Here is a 15,167-nt window from a genome sequence, read left to right as displayed (position 1 = left end):
CCGTCGGGTGGGGGGAGGTGCTAGGCGGCCGCGGTGCGGCGGGACTCGGCGATGAAGGTGTCGATCGCCTCGACGCTGCGGAAGTTGTTGGGGTCCAGGTCGGCGTCGCCGATGGCGAGCTCGAAGCGGTCCTCGACCCAGGCGATGAGCTTGAGGACGCCCAGGCTGTCGATGACCCCGTCGTTGAGCAGGTCGTGGTCGACCGCGAGCTCACCGGCCGCGGTGCCCGGGAGGAACTCGGTGATGACGAAGTTCTTGATGGTGTCGACGTTGCTCATGACGGGATTCCTTCGGCGAGAGGTGTGGCTGCGGGTGTGGTGGCGGGGATCGACTGGTCGAGGCGGTCGAGCGCCTTGCGGTCGACCTTTCCGGTGGCCGTCTTCGGCAACGGCGCGTCGGTGAGGGTGAGCTGGTGGGGTACGGCGGCCCTCGGCAGGTGCCGGGCGCAGTGCGTGCGCAGCTGCAGGCCGGTCAGGTGGGAGCCGGGGGCGCGCTGGACGCCGGCGACGAGCCGCTTGCCGGCGATCGGGTCGGGCAGGGCGGCGACGCCCGCCTCCAGCACTCCGGGGTGTTCCTGGAGGACCCGTTCGATCTCGGCGGTGTTGACGGCGACTCCGCGCACCTTGACCTGGAAGTCGGTGCGTCCGGTCAGGTGCAGGGTGCCGGTGGCGTCGCGCCGTACGAGGTCGCCGGTGCGGAACCAGCGGCGGTCGTCGAGGCCGAGCGGGTGCCCGGTGAACTTGTCGGCGTGGCGGGTGCGGTCGAGGTAGCCGCGGGTCTGGAAGGGCGTGGAGACGAAGAGTTCTCCGCTGCCGGGCCCTTCGACGAGGGCGTTGGTCTCGGGGTCGATGACGAGGGCGTGCACGCCGGGCAGCGGGCGGCCGATGGGTACGGGCGGGAAGGCGGTGGCCGACGTGTCGACCTCGTGGACGAAGCTGTCGTTGGTCTCCGTGCAGCCGTAGATGTTGTGGATGCGGGCCTTGGGGAAGAGCTGGGGCAGCGCGGCGAAGGTGCGGTCGGGGATCGCGTCGCCGGTGAACATGACGTGCTCGACGCCGGGGAAGGTGTCGCCGGTCTTGGCGGCCGCGTCCTGCAGGAGCCCGAAGGCCATCGGGACGGCCTGGAGGACGTCGACCTCGTGGCGCAGGACCAGGTCGCGCAGGTGGCGGCCGTGGGCGGCCAGCGCCGGGTCGACGAGGACCACGCGTCCGCCGCGGGCCAGGGTGGTCCAGACGTCGAGGAGGCACAGGTCGAAGTTGAGGGGGGCGTAGTTGAGGACGGTGCGGCCGGGGCCGATCCCGAAGGCCCGGCCGGCCCACCGGGTGAACCGGTCCACGCCGTCCAGTCCCAGCGGGACGATCTTCGGCAGGCTGGTGGAGCCGGAGGTGGTGAGCATGAAGGCCACCTCGGCGGCCTCGTCGGCCGGCAGCGGCCGCGCCGCGACCTGCGGGTTGGGGGCGACGCGGGCGGGCTCACCGCCGGGGGCGAGGACCACGGCGCAGCCGGCCTGGGCGAAGAGGTCGGCGAGCAGGGTGTCGGCGAGGGCGGGGGACGGCAGCAGCAGCGGCCGCCGCGCCAGCAGGCAGGCCAGTACGAGGGCCACCGCGGCGGGGGACTTGTCGGCGAGGACGCCGACCGGCACCCCGGGGGCGAGGTCCAGGAGCGCGAGCCGGTCGCGTTCCTTCCCGGCGAGCTCGTACAGCTCGCGGTAGGAGGTCTCCTCCCCGTTGAAGAGGAGCGCGGTGGCGTGCGGGCGGTCGCGGACCTGGGTCAGGAAGCCCCCGATCAGGCCGAGTTCGACGGTGGCGGCGGCCTGCCCCTCGGCGCCGGCCGTGTGGGGCGCGGTCATCGGGGGCCTCCTTCCGCCGGGGCGGCGAACTCGATCCAGCCGGACTTCACGGCGGCGCCCTTGGGCGTCTTGCAGGTGAAGCGGACGACGCGGGCCTCGGCGTCGGGCTGGAGGGCGATCTCCAGCGGGATGCCGGGGGGCACGGGGGCCGAGAAGCGGCAGCCGAGGCCGCGCACCCGGGCGGAGTCGCCGTCCGCGAAGCGGTCCACGGCCTCCTCCACGGCGAGGGCGACGACGCTCATGCCGTGCGCGATGACGGTGTCGAAGCCGGCCCCGCGGGCCGCCTCCTCGTCGAGGTGGATGGGGTTCAGGTCGCCGGAGGCGTGGGCGTAGGTGCTGATCCAGTCGGTGGTCAGCTCGTGCACCGCGCTCTGCGGTTCGCCGGCTCCCAGCGGGGTAGGGGCGGCGGGGCCGCCGGCGATGTCGCCGAACGGCTCCAGCAGGGTCGCGCCGACCAGCAGGGCGGAGATGACCAGTTCCGCGAACGGCTCCGGGCCGTCCTCGCCGGTCAGCCGGACCCGCAGCGCGATCCGGGCGCCGCGCGGCTCCTTGCGGATGCCGAGCACGTCCAGGCGTACGGTCACCTCCTCGCCGGGGCGGACCGGCCGCACGGTGCGGATGTCCTGGCCGAGGTGGACCACGGAGACCGGGCCGGGCTCGGCTTCGGTGAGCGCGGCGACGGTCTGCTCGGCGACCGTGTGGGCGAGGACGAAGGTGTGGACGGGCGAGGCCTGGCCGGGGCGGGCGGTGGGCAGTCCGCGCCGGGCGGCGCCGCGGTAGTCGGTGATCTCGGGCTCGGTGACGGTGAGCGTCCGCACCGGGGAGGGCAGCGAGAGGGTCGTCATACCGGCGTCACCACCACGGAGGAGTTGTGGCCGCCGAACCCGAAGGAGTTCGTGATCGCGGGCCCCGAGGGCACGGCGCGCGGTGCGCCGTGGACGACGTCGATGTCCATTCCTGGCTCCAGCTGTTCGTGGTTGGCGGTGGGCGGCACCTCGCAGTGCCGCATGGCCTGCACGGTGGCGATGAGTTCGACGGCCCCGGCGGCGCCGATCAGGTGGCCGATGACCGACTTGGGGGCGGTGACGGGCGGCTGGGCGGTGCCGAACACCTTGGTGAGCGCGGCGGCCTCGGACCGGTCGTTGTACGGGGTGGAGGTGCCGTGCGCGTTGACGTGCACGATGTCGGAGGGGTCGAGGCCGGCGTCGGCGATGGCTCCGGCCATGGCGGCCGCGGCTCCGGCGCCGTCGGGGAGCGGCATCGCGAGGTGGTGGGCGTCGGCGGTGGCGGCGTAGCCGGCGACGATCCCGTAGGTCTTCGCCCCGCGCGCCTTCGCGTCCTCCAGCCGTTCCAGTACGACGAACCCGGCTCCCTCGCCCATCACGAAGCCGTCGCGGTCCTTGTCGAAGGGGCGCGAGGCGTGCTCCGGGTCGTCGTTGCGGAAGGAGACCGCGCTCAGGTTCCCGAAGCCGGCCAGGGTGACCGGGGTGAGGGTGTGCTCGGTGCCGCCCGCGATGACCAGGTCGGCGCGGCCGGTCTGGAGCAGCATCAGGGCGTGGCCGATGGCGTCGGCACCGCTGGCGCAGGTGTTGGCGACGGTCAGGGCGGGACCGGTCCAGCCGAGCCGGATGGCGATCTGGGCGGCGGCCGCGTTGGGCATCGTCATCAGCGGCATCAGCGGGTTGACCCGCGCCGGGCCGCCTTCGGTGAAGTGGGCGGACTCCAGGTCGCTGGTGGCGCGGCCGCCGACGGCGTTGCCGACGACGATGGCGGTGCGGCCCGACTCCACGGTGGGCGATCCCGCGTCGAGGTGGGCGGCGAGGGCCGCGGCCGTGCCGTAGTGGGCGAAGGGGTCCATCCGGCGGGCTTCCTTGGCCGGGACGAGCCCGGCGAGGCCGTCGAGGCCGCGGACGCGGCAGCCGATCCGCACCCGGTGGCGGCTGAGGTCGATGTGGGTGAGCTCGGCGGCGGTGGACCGGCCGGCCCGCAGCGTGTGCCACAGCTCGTCCGGGGTGCACCCGCCGGGGGTGACCACACCCATGCCGGTGATGGCTACGGGCGGCTGCGCCGAACTGCCCCTGGACGGTCCAGGCATGTCTGCTCCCTAAGGCGTCTGAGCGGTCGTCGCGAGGGCGGTCAGATGATCCGGCACTCGCGGGCCGACTTGATGAGGGCCTCGGCGGCGAAGTCGAGGTCGGACGTGGTGTGCGCGGCGGTGATGGCGATGCGCAGCCGGGCCAGGTCGTTGGGGACGGCGGGGGTGACCACCGGCAGTCCGATCGCGCCGTTCTTGCGCAGGACGGTCGCCAGGTCGTAGGCGGACTCGTCGGAACCGGCGATGACGGGGACGACCGCGGTCTCGCTGTCGACGGTGGAGATGCCGGCCTCGTTGAGGAGCCCGCGGAAGCGCTCGGACTCGCGCTGGATGAACCGCACGCGCTCCGGCTCGCGCTGCATGATCCGCAGGGACTCCAGGGCGGCGCCGGTCTGCGCCCCGCCGAGGGCGGCGGAGAAGAGGAAGGGGCGGGCCGCGTAGCGCAGGTGGTGGATGAAGTCGGCGGAGCCGGCGACCCAGCCGCCCATGGAGGGGATGGCCTTGGAGAGGGTGCCGAGCTTGACGTCGACCTTCACCTCGTAGTTGAAGTGCTCCTCGATGCCCTTGCCGGTGGCGCCGATGACGCCGAGCGCGTGTGCCTCGTCGACCATCAGCAGCGCGTTGTGGGCGTCGCAGACCTTGCGCAGGTCGACCAGGGGGGCGATGTCGCCGTCCATGGAGTAGACGCTGTCGACGATGACGAGGCGTACGCCGGTGTCGGGGGCGGCGGCGAGGCGGCGCTCCAGGTGGGCGACGTCGTTGTGGCGGAAGCGGGTGACGGTGGCGCCGGAGAGCTTGCAGCCGTCGACGATGCTGGCGTGGTCGTACTTGTCGATGAAGACGGTGTCGCCGGGGCCGACGATCGCGCCGACGGTGCCCGTGTTCGCGGCGTACCCGGAGCCGAAGACCAGGGCCTTCTCGCGGCCGGCGACCTTGGCGACCTCGGCCTCCAGCTCCTCGTGCAGCGGGGTGGTGCCGGCCAGGGCCCGCACGCCGTGGTTGCCGGTGCCGTAGAGGTCGACGGCGGCCTTGGCGGCCGCTACGACCCGCTCGTCGCCGGCGAGCCCGAGGTAGGAGTAGCCGGACATCATCAGCAGCCGGCGACCGTCCTGGTCCGCATAGGCGGAGTCCCGCTCGGCGGTGTAGGCGACGAAGCTGTTCTTGCGGCCCGGCTCGTACTCCAGGTGCCGGACCCGGTCGCGGAAGTACGCCAGCTTCGGTTCGAGACGGTCCCAGGCGGCGGATGCGTTCACGTGCTTCTCCTCATCGCGATCGTCCGGCGGTCCCGGAACTCCATCGGCGCCCCGCTGTTTTTCCGGCGGGGCTCTAGTGGAATTCCATTAAGGCTCGGGGGGCGCAATAGCGGCGCAAGAGCCGGACCGGAGCGGGACCACAGCGCGCCCGGAGCGGGACCACAGCCGCGCTCGAAAAGCGAAAAAGGATGCCCGGACCTGGGGTTTTATTCGGAAGGGAATGTTTGCGGGCCGCTGTTGACATCCCGAGAAGGCCCGCCGGTATCCTCTGAATCGCACGACACCATGGGGGACACGGCCGGAAGCGACCGTTTCGGAGAGTGCATAGTGCTGATCAGACTGATAGGTCTTGTCACGATCGAGCCGGACGGAGCACCGCCTCAACACCTCTCGAGCGCCCAGGCGCAGGTTGCCTTCGCCCGGCTCCTCATCGAGCGGGCCGAGGGCACGGACCGTGACCAACTGGCAGAGACCATCTGGCCCGAGGGCCTCCCGGACACCTGGGCTTCCGCACTGCGCAGCCTCGTCAGCCGGGTGCGTACGTTCGTCACGACACCGCAGGACCAGCCGGGGGTCACTCCCCTGGTCGCACAGGGCGGCCGCTACCTCCTGCGGGTGCCGCAGGACGTGGCCGTGGACGTGGAGGTGGCGGAAACCGCGGTGACCGAGGCCTCCGAGGCGTACGCGGAGGGCGCCTACGCGGTCGCCCAACAGCTCGCGGCCGGCGCGGTGTCGAACCTGCGCGGCTCGTTCCTGCCCTCCCACGAGGGCGAATGGGTCAACGCGATGCGCGAACAGCTGGAGGAGCTGCGCCTGAAGGCACTGGAGACGGCGAGCCTGTCCTCCTCCGCGCTGGGCGACGAGCACCACGCCCTGCGGTACGCGGAGGAGGCCGTGCGCCGCGCCCCGTTCCGGGAGAGCGCCTACCGCTGCCGGATGGCGGCCCACACCCGGGCCGGCAACCGCGCGGAAGCGCTGCGCAGCTACCAGCAGTTGCGTGAGGTGCTGGCGGAGGAGCTGGGCATCGACCCGGCGCCCGAGACGGAGGCCGCGTACCTGGAACTGCTGCGCACCCCCGAACCCCGGGCGGCCGCACCCTCCCTCACCTGCCTGGACCCGGTGCTGATGGGGGTCTTCGAGGTGGACCACCGCGTGCCGGTGCCACGCCCCTGCTCGCTCGCCGAGCACGGCTGCGTCACCCACGGCGTGGCGTCCTCGCCCGCCGCCTGATCCGACAACGGCGAAAGGCCGCCGCCACGCTGTGCGTGGCGGCGGCCTTCGCGTGCCCGGAGGCGTGCCCGGAGGTGCCCTCAGGCATGCCCGTACGCCGGCTCCCCCGCGGGAAGGGGGCCGACGACGGGCGGCCCCGGCCTCCCTGTGGGGGGAAGGGAAGGCCGGGGCCGGGGTGAGCGGCGGGGGATCAGGTGATGGATACGCCGCTGTCGATGCTGATGACCTGGCCCGTCATGCAGTCCTGGTCGAGGAAGAGGCCGACGCTGCGCGCGACCTCCTCCACCGTGACGAAGCGGGGGATGGGGGCCTTGTCCTCCATGCCCTCGATCACCCGGTCCGGCAGGGTGTTGGTCATGCCGGTGATCATGAAGCCGGGGGACAGCGCGTTCACCGTCACCCCGCGCCGGCCGCACTCCGAGGCGAGGGTGCGGGTGAAGCCGATCAGCCCCGCCTTGGAGGCCGAGTAGGCGGTCTGGCCGGCCGTCGCGATGATGCCCGACGGGGACACGATGTTGATCACCCGGCCCCAGCGCTGCCGCAGCATGTGCGGCACCGAGACCCGGGCGGTGTGGAACGAGCCGATCAGGTTGGTCTGGATGACCTGCGCCCAGTCCGCCGGGTTCTGCATCGCCATCAGGCTGTCCTTGCGGATGGCCCCGTTGTTGACGAGCACGTCCACCGGGCCGAGCTCTTCGGAGATCTGCGCGTGGATGGCCTGGGTGGCCTCCCACGAACCGACGTCACCGGTGACCAGCACCGACGGGTTGGTCAGCTTCTCCCGTACGGCCTCGGCTCCCTCCCGGGAGCTGTTGTAGTGGACCGCGACCCGGCAGCCCAGCGCGTCCAGTTCCAGCGCCAGGGCCTGGCCGAGGCCGCCCGAGGCGCCGGTCACGAGCGCGACCGGGGATTCGGGCCGCACGCCCGCACCGTTCTTGCTCATGCCGCGACACCGCCCCACTCCATCAGGATCGAACCCCAGGTCATACCGGCTCCGAAGCCGGCCAGCAGGACCTTGTCGCCGGCCTTGATGCGGCCCTCGTCGAGGGCCTCGGTCAGCGCGATCGGGATCGACGCCGAGGCGGTGTTCCCGTACTTCTGGAGGTTGGTGATCAGGGCCTCCTGGCGGAGCCCGGTGTGCGACAGGATCGAGTTGATGATCCGGATGTTCGCCTGGTGCGGCACGACGTGGTCGATGTCGGCCGCGTCCACCTTGGCGTTCTCCAGCGTCTCGCGCACCGTGCGGACGGTGTAGCGGACAGCGTTGAGGTAGATCTCGTTGCCGTTGATCTGCGCGTAGTGCAGGCCCGCGTCCAGCGTCTCCTGGGTGGTGGGCATCCGGCTGCCGCCGGCGAGCACCTTGAGGGAGCCGGTGCAGGAGCCGTCGGCGCCCAGGTTCCAGGCCTTGACCCGGTTCTCCGGACCCGGCTGGAGGACGATCGCACCCGCGCCGTCGCCGACGAGGATGGACAGGTCCCGGTCGGCCGGGTTGGCCGTCAGGGTGTGGGTGTCGGAGCCGATGAGCAGGATCGGGCGGGGGTCGATGGCGATCAGCGCCATGGCCGACACCAGCCCGTAGACGAAGCCCGCGCACTCGGAGTTGACGTCGTGCGCGCTGCCCGCGATGCCCAGTTCGTGGTGGACGAACGCGGAGGTCGCCGGCGACGGCTGCTCGGGCGTGGCCGTCGCGACGATGAGGTGGGCGATGTCGGCGCCGGTCAGGCCCGCCTTGTCCAGCGCGCGCCGGCCGGCCTCGACGGCCAGGGAGGCGGTGGTCTGCCCCGGGTTGACCGCCCGCCGCTCGCGGATGCCGCAGCGGCTGACGACCCAGTGCTCGTCCACGCCGAAGCGCTCGGCGAGTTCGGCACTGGTGACGATGCGTTCGGGTACGGACATGCCCCACCCGGTGATGTCGAAGCCGGTCACGTCACCCCTCGCTACGCCTGAGCCGGGACGAGATCGACGATCTTCGCGTACACGTCACGCAGCGTGGTCGTGTCGTCGAGGTCGGCGAAGAGCGACTCGTCGGCCGGGATGTGCGGGTACTGGTTCTGGAAGCCGTACAGCCACTCCATCAGGTCCAGCGAGTCGACGTCCGCGATGTGCTGGAGCGGGGCGTCGGGGCTGACCTCCGCGGCACCCGAGACGGCCTCGAGCTGGCTCGCCAGTTCTTCGATGGTGGGCAGCGACATGGGGTCGGTCCTCTCTCGGCAATGCAACTCGGCAGTGCGTGTCTGGTTTTCGAGAGTGATGAAAGCCCCGCCCCCGCAAGGAACGCGCAACACGGCGCCGGATCGCGAATGCGGGCCGTCTTGCGCACGCCTTGCGGGGCATCCGGTTTTCTCGACGCGAATTCGGAAAACACGGCCCGCCGGACACGCAGGAAAGAGGATCAGGATGACAACGGTCGCCCCCAAGTCGGTGGACCCCGAGGTCGATGCGATCAGGCACCACTATGAGGTCAGCAACGATTTCTACCGGCTCCTGCTGGGCCCCACGATGATGTACTCCGGCGGCTACTGGGAAGACGGCGAGGACCTGGTCGCCACTCTCGACGAGGCCCAGGAGCGCAAGCTCGACAAGTTCGCCGAGCTCGCGGGCGTCAAGGCCGGCTCCACCAAGCGCGTCCTGGACATCGGCTGCGGCTGGGGCACCATGCTCAACCGCCTCACCACCGTGCACGGCGCGGAGCAGGCCGTCGGCCTGACCCTGTCCCGCACCCAGGAAGCGTTCATCGACGGGCTGAACAACCCGAAGATCACCACGCTGGTCCAGAGCTGGGCCGACTACAAGGTCGCCGACGACAGCGAGAAGTACGACGCCGCGTTCTGCATCAACGCGCTGGAGCACTTCGTCTCCTCCAACCTGCCGCCGAAGGAGCGCACCAAGCGCTACCGGTACTTCTTCCAGCAGGTCGCGAACGCCCTGAACCCGGGCGCGAAGTTCGTGCTGCACACCATGACCGCCGAGGCGCTGCCGATGAACCGCGCGCTCCTCGACGACCTGAAGTTCCTCCAGCGCTCCGAGTTCGAGGGCTGCCACATCCCGCACCTGCACGAGCTGAGCGCCGCCGCCGAGGGCCTCTTCGAGATCGACGAGGTCGTCAACGAGCGCGAGTCCTTCGCGATGGCCTGCCGCGCCTGGCTGGTCCTGCTGGCCGAGCGCCGGGACGAGGCCGTGGCCCTGGAGGGCGAGGAGGTCGTCTCCCGCTTCGAGCGCTACCTCGACATCTTCGCGTACACGCTCGAGGACAAGTTCTTCAACAACTTCCGCGTCACCATCACGCGCCGTTAAGGAGGCCGACGTGACGAGCATTCTCGAACCGGCCAAGGACGGCGGGGCCCGCACGGGCACCGAGACGCGTCCCGGTGGCCACGGCCCGACCCGCCACCTGCGGGTCGCGGTCATCGGCACCGGCTTCTCGGGCCTGGGCACCGCCATCCGACTGCTGCAGTCGGGCATCGACGACTTCCTGGTGTTCGAGCGGGCCGACGAGGTCGGCGGCACCTGGCGCGACAACAGCTATCCGGGTTGTGCGTGCGACGTCATGTCCCACCTCTACTCGTTCTCCTTCGCCCAGAACCCGAACTGGAAGTCCACCTTCGGCAAGCGCGACGAGCTGTACGCGTACCTGCGCGACACGGCCGACCGCTTCGGGGTGCGCCCGCACATCCGGTTCGGGCACGAGCTGGTCGCCGCCCGCTGGGACGACGGCGAGCGGCACTGGAAGATCGAGACCTCGCAGGGCGACTACACCGCTCAGGTCCTGGTCACCGGCACCGGCTACCTCAGCGAGGCGGCCGTGCCGGACATCAAGGGCCTGGGCGACTTCGAGGGCAAGGTCTTCCACTCCTCGAACTGGGACCACGACCACGAGCTGGCCGGCCGCCGCGTCGCCGTCATCGGTACGGGCGCCTCGGCCATCCAGTTCGTCCCGCAGATCCAGCCCGAGGTCGGGCACCTGGACCTCTACCAGCGCACGCCCCCGTGGGTCGGCCCGAAGAACGACAAGCCGACCACCCCGCTCCAGGCCAAGCTGCTGCGCTCGCTGCCCGGCTACCAGAACTTCCGGCGGAACTTCAACATGTGGGGCCGGGAGATCCTGGCCTTCGTGATGGCCCGCCCGAAGGTCGCCGGGAAGATGCAGAAGATGGCCAGCGACCACCTGACGAAGTCGGTCCCGGACGAGGCGCTGCGCGCCAAGCTCACGCCCGACTACGTGATGGCCTGCAAGCGGCTGCTCTTCTCCAACACCTGGTACCCGGCGATCCAGCAGCCCAACGTGGACCTGGTCACCGACGGGATCGCCGAGGTCCGCGCCAAGTCGATCGTCGGCAAGGACGGTGTCGAGCGCGAGGTCGACACCATCATCCTGGGCACCGGCTTCCAGGCCACCGACCGCCCGGTCGCGAAGCGGATCTGGGGCCGGGGCGGCGTGCAGCTGCGCGAGGCGTGGAAGGACGGCATGTCCGCGCACCGCGGCACGACCATCGCCGGCTTCCCCAACCTCTTCATGCTGCTGGGCCCGAACACGACGCTGGGGCACTCCTCCCAGGTCGTGATGATCGAGGCGCAGATCGCCTACGTCCTCGACGCGCTGAAGCAGATCGAGAAGCGTGGCCTGGCCAGCGTCGAGGTCCGCCAGGAGGCGCAGGACGCGTACAACAACGCGCTCGACGCCAAGCTCGACGGCACCGTGTGGAACGCGGGCAACTGCCAGAGCTGGTACCTGGACGCCAGCGGCCGCAACCCGTCGATCTGGCCCACCTACACCTGGCGCTTCCGCGGCGCCACCAAGCGCTTCGACCTGAGCGAGTACCAGCTCGCCTCGCAGGTGCGCACCGGCAAGCCGGTAACTCACCAGTAGTACGCCACGCCATGGGAATCGGGAGACGTACCCAGATGAGCACTACCCCAAGAACCACCGCCGGTACCACCTCGGGCGACGCCGCGCAGCCGTCGCGGCGCAGGATCCTCGGCGGCATCGCCGCCACCGCCGTCGCGGTCGTCGGCTGGAACACGGTCGACCAGAGCTGGGCGACGGCCGCCGAGGCCGCCGGCAACGCCAACGTCGTCCCGGTTCCGGGTCTGGCCGGCACCCTGACGACGGACCCGGCCACGCTCGACTCCTTCGGCCACGACTTCGGTCACCTGTGGGACGGCGTGAAGCCGTGGGCGGTCCTGCGGCCGGGCAACATCGACGACATCGTCAAGATCGTCAACTACGCCCGGGCCAACAACATCAAGGTCGCGGTCAACGGCCAGGGCGGCACGGGCGCCGACATCGAGTCGCACTCGGTGTACGGCCAGGCCCGGGTCCCGGGCGGCATCTCCATCGACGCCAAGGGCATGTCGAAGATCCTCTCCATCGGCGAGAACTACGCCGTGGTCGAGGCCGGTGTGACGTGGGGCCAGCTGACCGACGCCACCCTGGCGCTGGGCAAGACCCCGCCGGCGCTGCCCGACTACCTGTACATCTCGGTCGGCGGCACCATCAGCATCGGCGGCATCGGCGGCACCGTGCAGAAGCACGGCCTGCTGTGCGACACCGTGCAGGCCATCGACATCATCACCGGCGACGGCAAGCTGGTCACGGCCACCCCGTGGCTGCGCCCGGACCTGTTCAACGCGGCCCTGTCGGGCGGCGGCCAGGTCGGCATCATCGTCCGGGTCAACGTCAAGCTGATCCCGGCGCCGAAGCGCTCGGTCATCTTCAGCCTCTTCTACAACGACGTGGCGACGTACCTCGCCGACTCGGAGAAGGTGCTGGCCGACGGCCGGTTCCAGGTCCACGCGGGCGAGATGCTGCAGAAGCCCGACGGCTCGGGCTGGCGCTACAAGATGGAGGTCGGCGCCACCTACGACACGACCCCGCCGAACCGCGACGCGCTGATCGGCGACCTCAAGGACGTGCGGGCCGACGCGGTCATCGAGGACGTGACGTACCGGGAGTACATGTTCCGGCTCGACGCGTACGAGGCGTACCTGAAGGAGTCCGGCCACTGGTACCAGCCCAAGCCGTGGCTGAGCATGTTCCTGCCGGCGTCGAAGACGAAGGCCTTCATGCAGCAGGTGGAGCGCGAGCTGAACGCCGACTCGCTCGGCGGCGGGTTCCTGCTCTTCTACCCGTACTTCACCTCGAAGATCAAGCGGCCGCTGGCGGTCCAGCCGAACGAGTCGGTCGGCTACCTCTTCGACCTGCTGCGCTTCCCCAACCCGGGCGCGGACATCCAGGGCATGCTCGCCCAGAACCGCCGCCTGTACGAGATCGCGCGCGCCATGGGCGCCAAGCGCTACCTGGTCGGTTCGATCCCGAACATGACCCGGGACGACTGGAAGGCCCACTTCGGCAACCGCTGGTCGGGCTTCCAGAACGCCAAGGCGAAGTACGACCCCAAGAACCTCTTCACGCCCGGCCAGGGCTTCTTCGCCTGACGGCAGCAGCCCTACCGAGCGTGACGAGTCCCGGCGGGGGCGGGGAGAGGGACCCCGTCCCCGCCGCTCTTTTTTCCTGGACGTTTCCCCGTATCCCACTGGAGGCTTGGGCATGACGACGTACGACCTGATCGACGAGGCGGTGATCGACGCCCCGGCGGACGCCGTCTGGGACGCGCTCGTCGCCGAATTCCGCGGTGCCGAGAAGTGGTGGGTGCCGGCCAACACGTTCACCACGGTCTCGGGCGCCCCCGACGAGGTCGGCGGCAAGGTGGGCGTCACGGTGCACACCAAGGGCTCCGACAAGGGCGGGCTGAAGCTGCGCTTCACCTCGCGCACGGTGGCGGTGGAGCCCGGCCGCCGCCTGGACATCGAGTACGTGGACGGTGTCTTCCGCGGCCCCAGCACCTTCCGCCTCGAACCCCTGGCGGACGGCCGCACCCGGATCTCCATGCACTTCGTCGGCACCCCCCACGGCTGGCTGAAGCTCCTGTCCAAGGTCGCGGACCTGGGCGCCGAGCACTCCAAGGCCACCCTCGCGGCCTTCGAGTCGCTGGGCCGGCAGCTGTCGGCGGTGCCGCGGTGACCACGGCTGCGGAGACCACGCACGAGCTGACGGTCCGTACGGACGACGGCGCCGACCTCGCGGTCACCGTCCTCGCCCCGCTGGCGGGCACGCCCGCGGCCGCCGACGTGGTCCTGGTGCACGGCTGGGCGCACACCCGCCGTGTCTGGGGCACCGTCGCGGACCGGCTGATCCGGGCCGGGCACCGGGTGGTCCTGTACGACCAGCGGGGTCACGGCGCGTCCACGCTGGGCCGTACGCCGGTCTCGGTGGAACGGCTGAGCGGGGACCTGGCGGCGGTCCTCGGCGAGACGGACGCGCGGGAGGCAGTGATCGTCGGCCACTCGGGCGGCGGTTTCGCGGCCCTCTCGTACGCGGCCACCTCGCCGTCGGCGTCCCGGCTGCGCGGGCTGGTGCTGCTGGGCACGGCCGCGCACGGCCAGGACACCCCGGACAGCGAGGTGAAGATGATGGGCAGCGCCGTCTTCTCCAAGGCCCTGCGCCGTCCGTGGCTGGGCCGCAAACTGCTCGGCTCCACGATGGGCAAGGGGGTGGACCCGGTGGTCCGGGACGTCAACCGGCAGCTGTTCGCCGCGGCGGTCCCCCACGTCCGGGCGGAGTTCTTCCGCTGCACCCGCGGCTGGGACGTGCGCGAGGCGCTGAGGTCCGTCACGGTCCCGGCGGTGGTCCTGCACGGCGAGCTCGACAAGGTGATCGACATCGCCCTGGCCGAGACCCTCGCGGAGGTCGTACCGGGCGCCCGTTTCGAACGCGTCCCGGAGGCGGGCCACATGCTCCCGCTGGAACGCCCGCTCCTGGCGGTCTCGGCGGTGTCGGAGCTCGCCTCGCGATGATCGAGGAACTCCTCCCCCCGGGCGTCACGTCATCGGAAGCCTTCGACGACGCGGCGCCCGCTCCGCTGTTCCCGGCCGAGGCGGCCCTGATGGAGGGCCGCCGGGAGCGGCGGCGGCGCCAGTTCGCGACGGCCCGCGCCTGCGCCCGCCGCTGCCTCGCCGACCTCGGCCGGCACCCCGTGGCCCTGCTCCCCGGCCCGGGCGGCGCCCCCCAGTGGCCGGCGGGCGTGGTCGGCAGCATCACCCACTGCGAGGGCTACCGCGCGGCGGTCGCGGCCCCGGCCTCCTCGATGGCGGCCGTGGGCATCGACGCGGAACCGGCGGGCCCGCTCCCCGAGGGCGTCCTCAACCTGATCACTTCCCCGGCCGAGCGAACCCACTTGGCCGAGTTGGAGGGGGCGGACCCCTCCCTCCCCTGGGACCGCATCTTCTTCTCCGCGAAGGAGGCGGCGTACAAGGCCTGGTACCCGGCCACCGGCATCTGGCTCGGCTTCCGCGACGCCACCCTCACCCTCTCCCCCGAGGGCACCTTCACGACGACCCTCCACCCGCCGATCCCGCCGCCCGTGCACCCGGTGTACGAGGGCCGCTGGCTGGCCGGCCCCGACCTGATCCTGACCGCGGTAACCCGCCCGGCCCGCACCCCGGCACCCGCGCTGACCCCCACGGCGGCACCCTCCGCGTCCACGCTTTCGTAGGACGTTCCACGTCCACGGGCCGCGGTCGGCCGCGCTGACAGCGCACCCGGCGCGCTGCGCACCTCGCCAGGCAAGCGCGCCCCGGAAGGGCGACTGCGTACGATTTCGATGCACCTGCTGCGGAAGTGGCGCCGCCGGGGGACGCGGGCCGTGATGGTACGCGCAGTGACCCGTCCCGCGGCGAGGAG

The 15,167-nt window shown here is 71.4% G+C and carries 15 protein-coding genes; 7 read left to right on the top strand and 8 right to left on the bottom strand.

What is annotated here, in order from left to right:
* Window positions 1-20: 20 nt before the first annotated feature.
* Genes ACFTXQ_RS23285 through ACFTXQ_RS23265 form a run of 5 tightly spaced genes read right to left on the bottom strand, consistent with a single transcriptional unit; the run spans window position 21 to window position 5,197 of the window.
* Window positions 21-278, bottom strand: a complete 258-nt coding sequence (locus tag ACFTXQ_RS23285) for a phosphopantetheine-binding protein (RefSeq protein ID WP_382643707.1) — start codon at window positions 276-278, stop codon at window positions 21-23.
* Window positions 275-1,849, bottom strand: a complete 1,575-nt coding sequence (locus ACFTXQ_RS23280; RefSeq protein ID WP_382643705.1) for an AMP-binding protein — start codon at window positions 1,847-1,849, stop codon at window positions 275-277. Before ACFTXQ_RS23280 ends, ACFTXQ_RS23285 begins: the two co-directional genes overlap by 4 nt.
* The gene (locus tag ACFTXQ_RS23275) at window positions 1,846-2,694 is read right to left on the bottom strand and encodes a MaoC/PaaZ C-terminal domain-containing protein (protein ID WP_382643703.1); all 849 of its coding nucleotides are present in this window, start codon (window positions 2,692-2,694) and stop codon (window positions 1,846-1,848) included. The genes ACFTXQ_RS23280 and ACFTXQ_RS23275 overlap by 4 nt, the downstream gene beginning before the upstream one ends.
* Complete coding sequence (locus ACFTXQ_RS23270) at window positions 2,691-3,944, bottom strand: beta-ketoacyl-[acyl-carrier-protein] synthase family protein (RefSeq protein ID WP_382643701.1); 1,254 nt, start codon at window positions 3,942-3,944, stop codon at window positions 2,691-2,693. Before ACFTXQ_RS23270 ends, ACFTXQ_RS23275 begins: the two co-directional genes overlap by 4 nt.
* 41 nt (window positions 3,945-3,985) lie before the next feature.
* A complete protein-coding gene (locus ACFTXQ_RS23265) occupies window positions 3,986-5,197 on the bottom strand; it encodes an aminotransferase class I/II-fold pyridoxal phosphate-dependent enzyme (RefSeq protein ID WP_382643699.1) in 1,212 nt (403 codons plus the stop codon).
* A 327-nt stretch (window positions 5,198-5,524) separates the two neighbouring features.
* Here ACFTXQ_RS23265 and ACFTXQ_RS23260 point away from each other — a divergent pair, with 327 nt between their 5' ends.
* On the top strand, window positions 5,525-6,427 hold the full coding sequence (locus ACFTXQ_RS23260) for a BTAD domain-containing putative transcriptional regulator (protein ID WP_382643697.1): 903 nt from the start codon (window positions 5,525-5,527) through the stop codon (window positions 6,425-6,427).
* A gap of 190 nt (window positions 6,428-6,617) precedes the next feature.
* On the opposite strand, the gene ACFTXQ_RS23255 is transcribed toward ACFTXQ_RS23260, so the two are convergent.
* The 3 genes from ACFTXQ_RS23255 to ACFTXQ_RS23245 are packed head-to-tail and all read right to left on the bottom strand — an operon-like array spanning window position 6,618 to window position 8,619.
* On the bottom strand, window positions 6,618-7,370 hold the full coding sequence (locus ACFTXQ_RS23255; RefSeq protein WP_382643695.1) for an SDR family NAD(P)-dependent oxidoreductase: 753 nt from the start codon (window positions 7,368-7,370) through the stop codon (window positions 6,618-6,620).
* Complete coding sequence (locus ACFTXQ_RS23250; RefSeq protein WP_382643693.1) at window positions 7,367-8,353, bottom strand: 3-oxoacyl-ACP synthase III family protein; 987 nt, start codon at window positions 8,351-8,353, stop codon at window positions 7,367-7,369. The genes ACFTXQ_RS23255 and ACFTXQ_RS23250 overlap by 4 nt, the downstream gene beginning before the upstream one ends.
* Window positions 8,354-8,364: 11 nt before the next feature.
* Entirely contained in the window at window positions 8,365-8,619 is a 255-nt protein-coding gene (locus ACFTXQ_RS23245) for a hypothetical protein (protein ID WP_030390264.1), read from the bottom strand.
* A gap of 205 nt (window positions 8,620-8,824) precedes the next feature.
* Between ACFTXQ_RS23245 and ACFTXQ_RS23240 the strand changes: the two genes are divergently transcribed.
* From ACFTXQ_RS23240 to ACFTXQ_RS23215, 6 genes are all read left to right on the top strand, one after another.
* Complete coding sequence (locus ACFTXQ_RS23240) at window positions 8,825-9,721, top strand: class I SAM-dependent methyltransferase (protein WP_382643690.1); 897 nt, start codon at window positions 8,825-8,827, stop codon at window positions 9,719-9,721.
* A gap of 10 nt (window positions 9,722-9,731) precedes the next feature.
* Complete coding sequence (locus ACFTXQ_RS23235) at window positions 9,732-11,294, top strand: flavin-containing monooxygenase (RefSeq protein WP_382643688.1); 1,563 nt, start codon at window positions 9,732-9,734, stop codon at window positions 11,292-11,294.
* Between the two features lie 35 nt (window positions 11,295-11,329).
* Window positions 11,330-12,862: an FAD-binding protein gene (locus tag ACFTXQ_RS23230; protein WP_382643686.1), complete on the top strand. Its 1,533-nt coding sequence runs from the start codon at window positions 11,330-11,332 to the stop codon at window positions 12,860-12,862.
* A gap of 112 nt (window positions 12,863-12,974) precedes the next feature.
* Window positions 12,975-13,448 carry an SRPBCC family protein gene (locus ACFTXQ_RS23225; RefSeq protein ID WP_382643684.1) on the top strand — a complete coding sequence of 158 codons (474 nt, stop codon included), beginning with the start codon at window positions 12,975-12,977 and terminating at the stop codon, window positions 13,446-13,448.
* Window positions 13,445-14,281 (top strand): alpha/beta fold hydrolase, encoded by an 837-nt coding sequence (locus tag ACFTXQ_RS23220; protein WP_382643682.1) that lies wholly within the window; start codon window positions 13,445-13,447, stop codon window positions 14,279-14,281. Before ACFTXQ_RS23225 ends, ACFTXQ_RS23220 begins: the two co-directional genes overlap by 4 nt.
* A complete protein-coding gene (locus ACFTXQ_RS23215; protein ID WP_382643680.1) occupies window positions 14,278-14,979 on the top strand; it encodes a 4'-phosphopantetheinyl transferase in 702 nt (233 codons plus the stop codon). Before ACFTXQ_RS23220 ends, ACFTXQ_RS23215 begins: the two co-directional genes overlap by 4 nt.
* Window positions 14,980-15,167: the final 188 nt, after the last annotated feature.

It is taken from the genome of Streptomyces sp. NPDC057010, from assembly GCF_042673805.1.
In the GTDB taxonomy this organism is placed as follows: Bacteria; Actinomycetota; Actinomycetes; order Streptomycetales; family Streptomycetaceae; genus Streptomyces.
The sequence above is the reverse complement of the archived record's forward strand: the minus strand, read 5'-3'. Positions and strand labels throughout refer to the sequence as shown.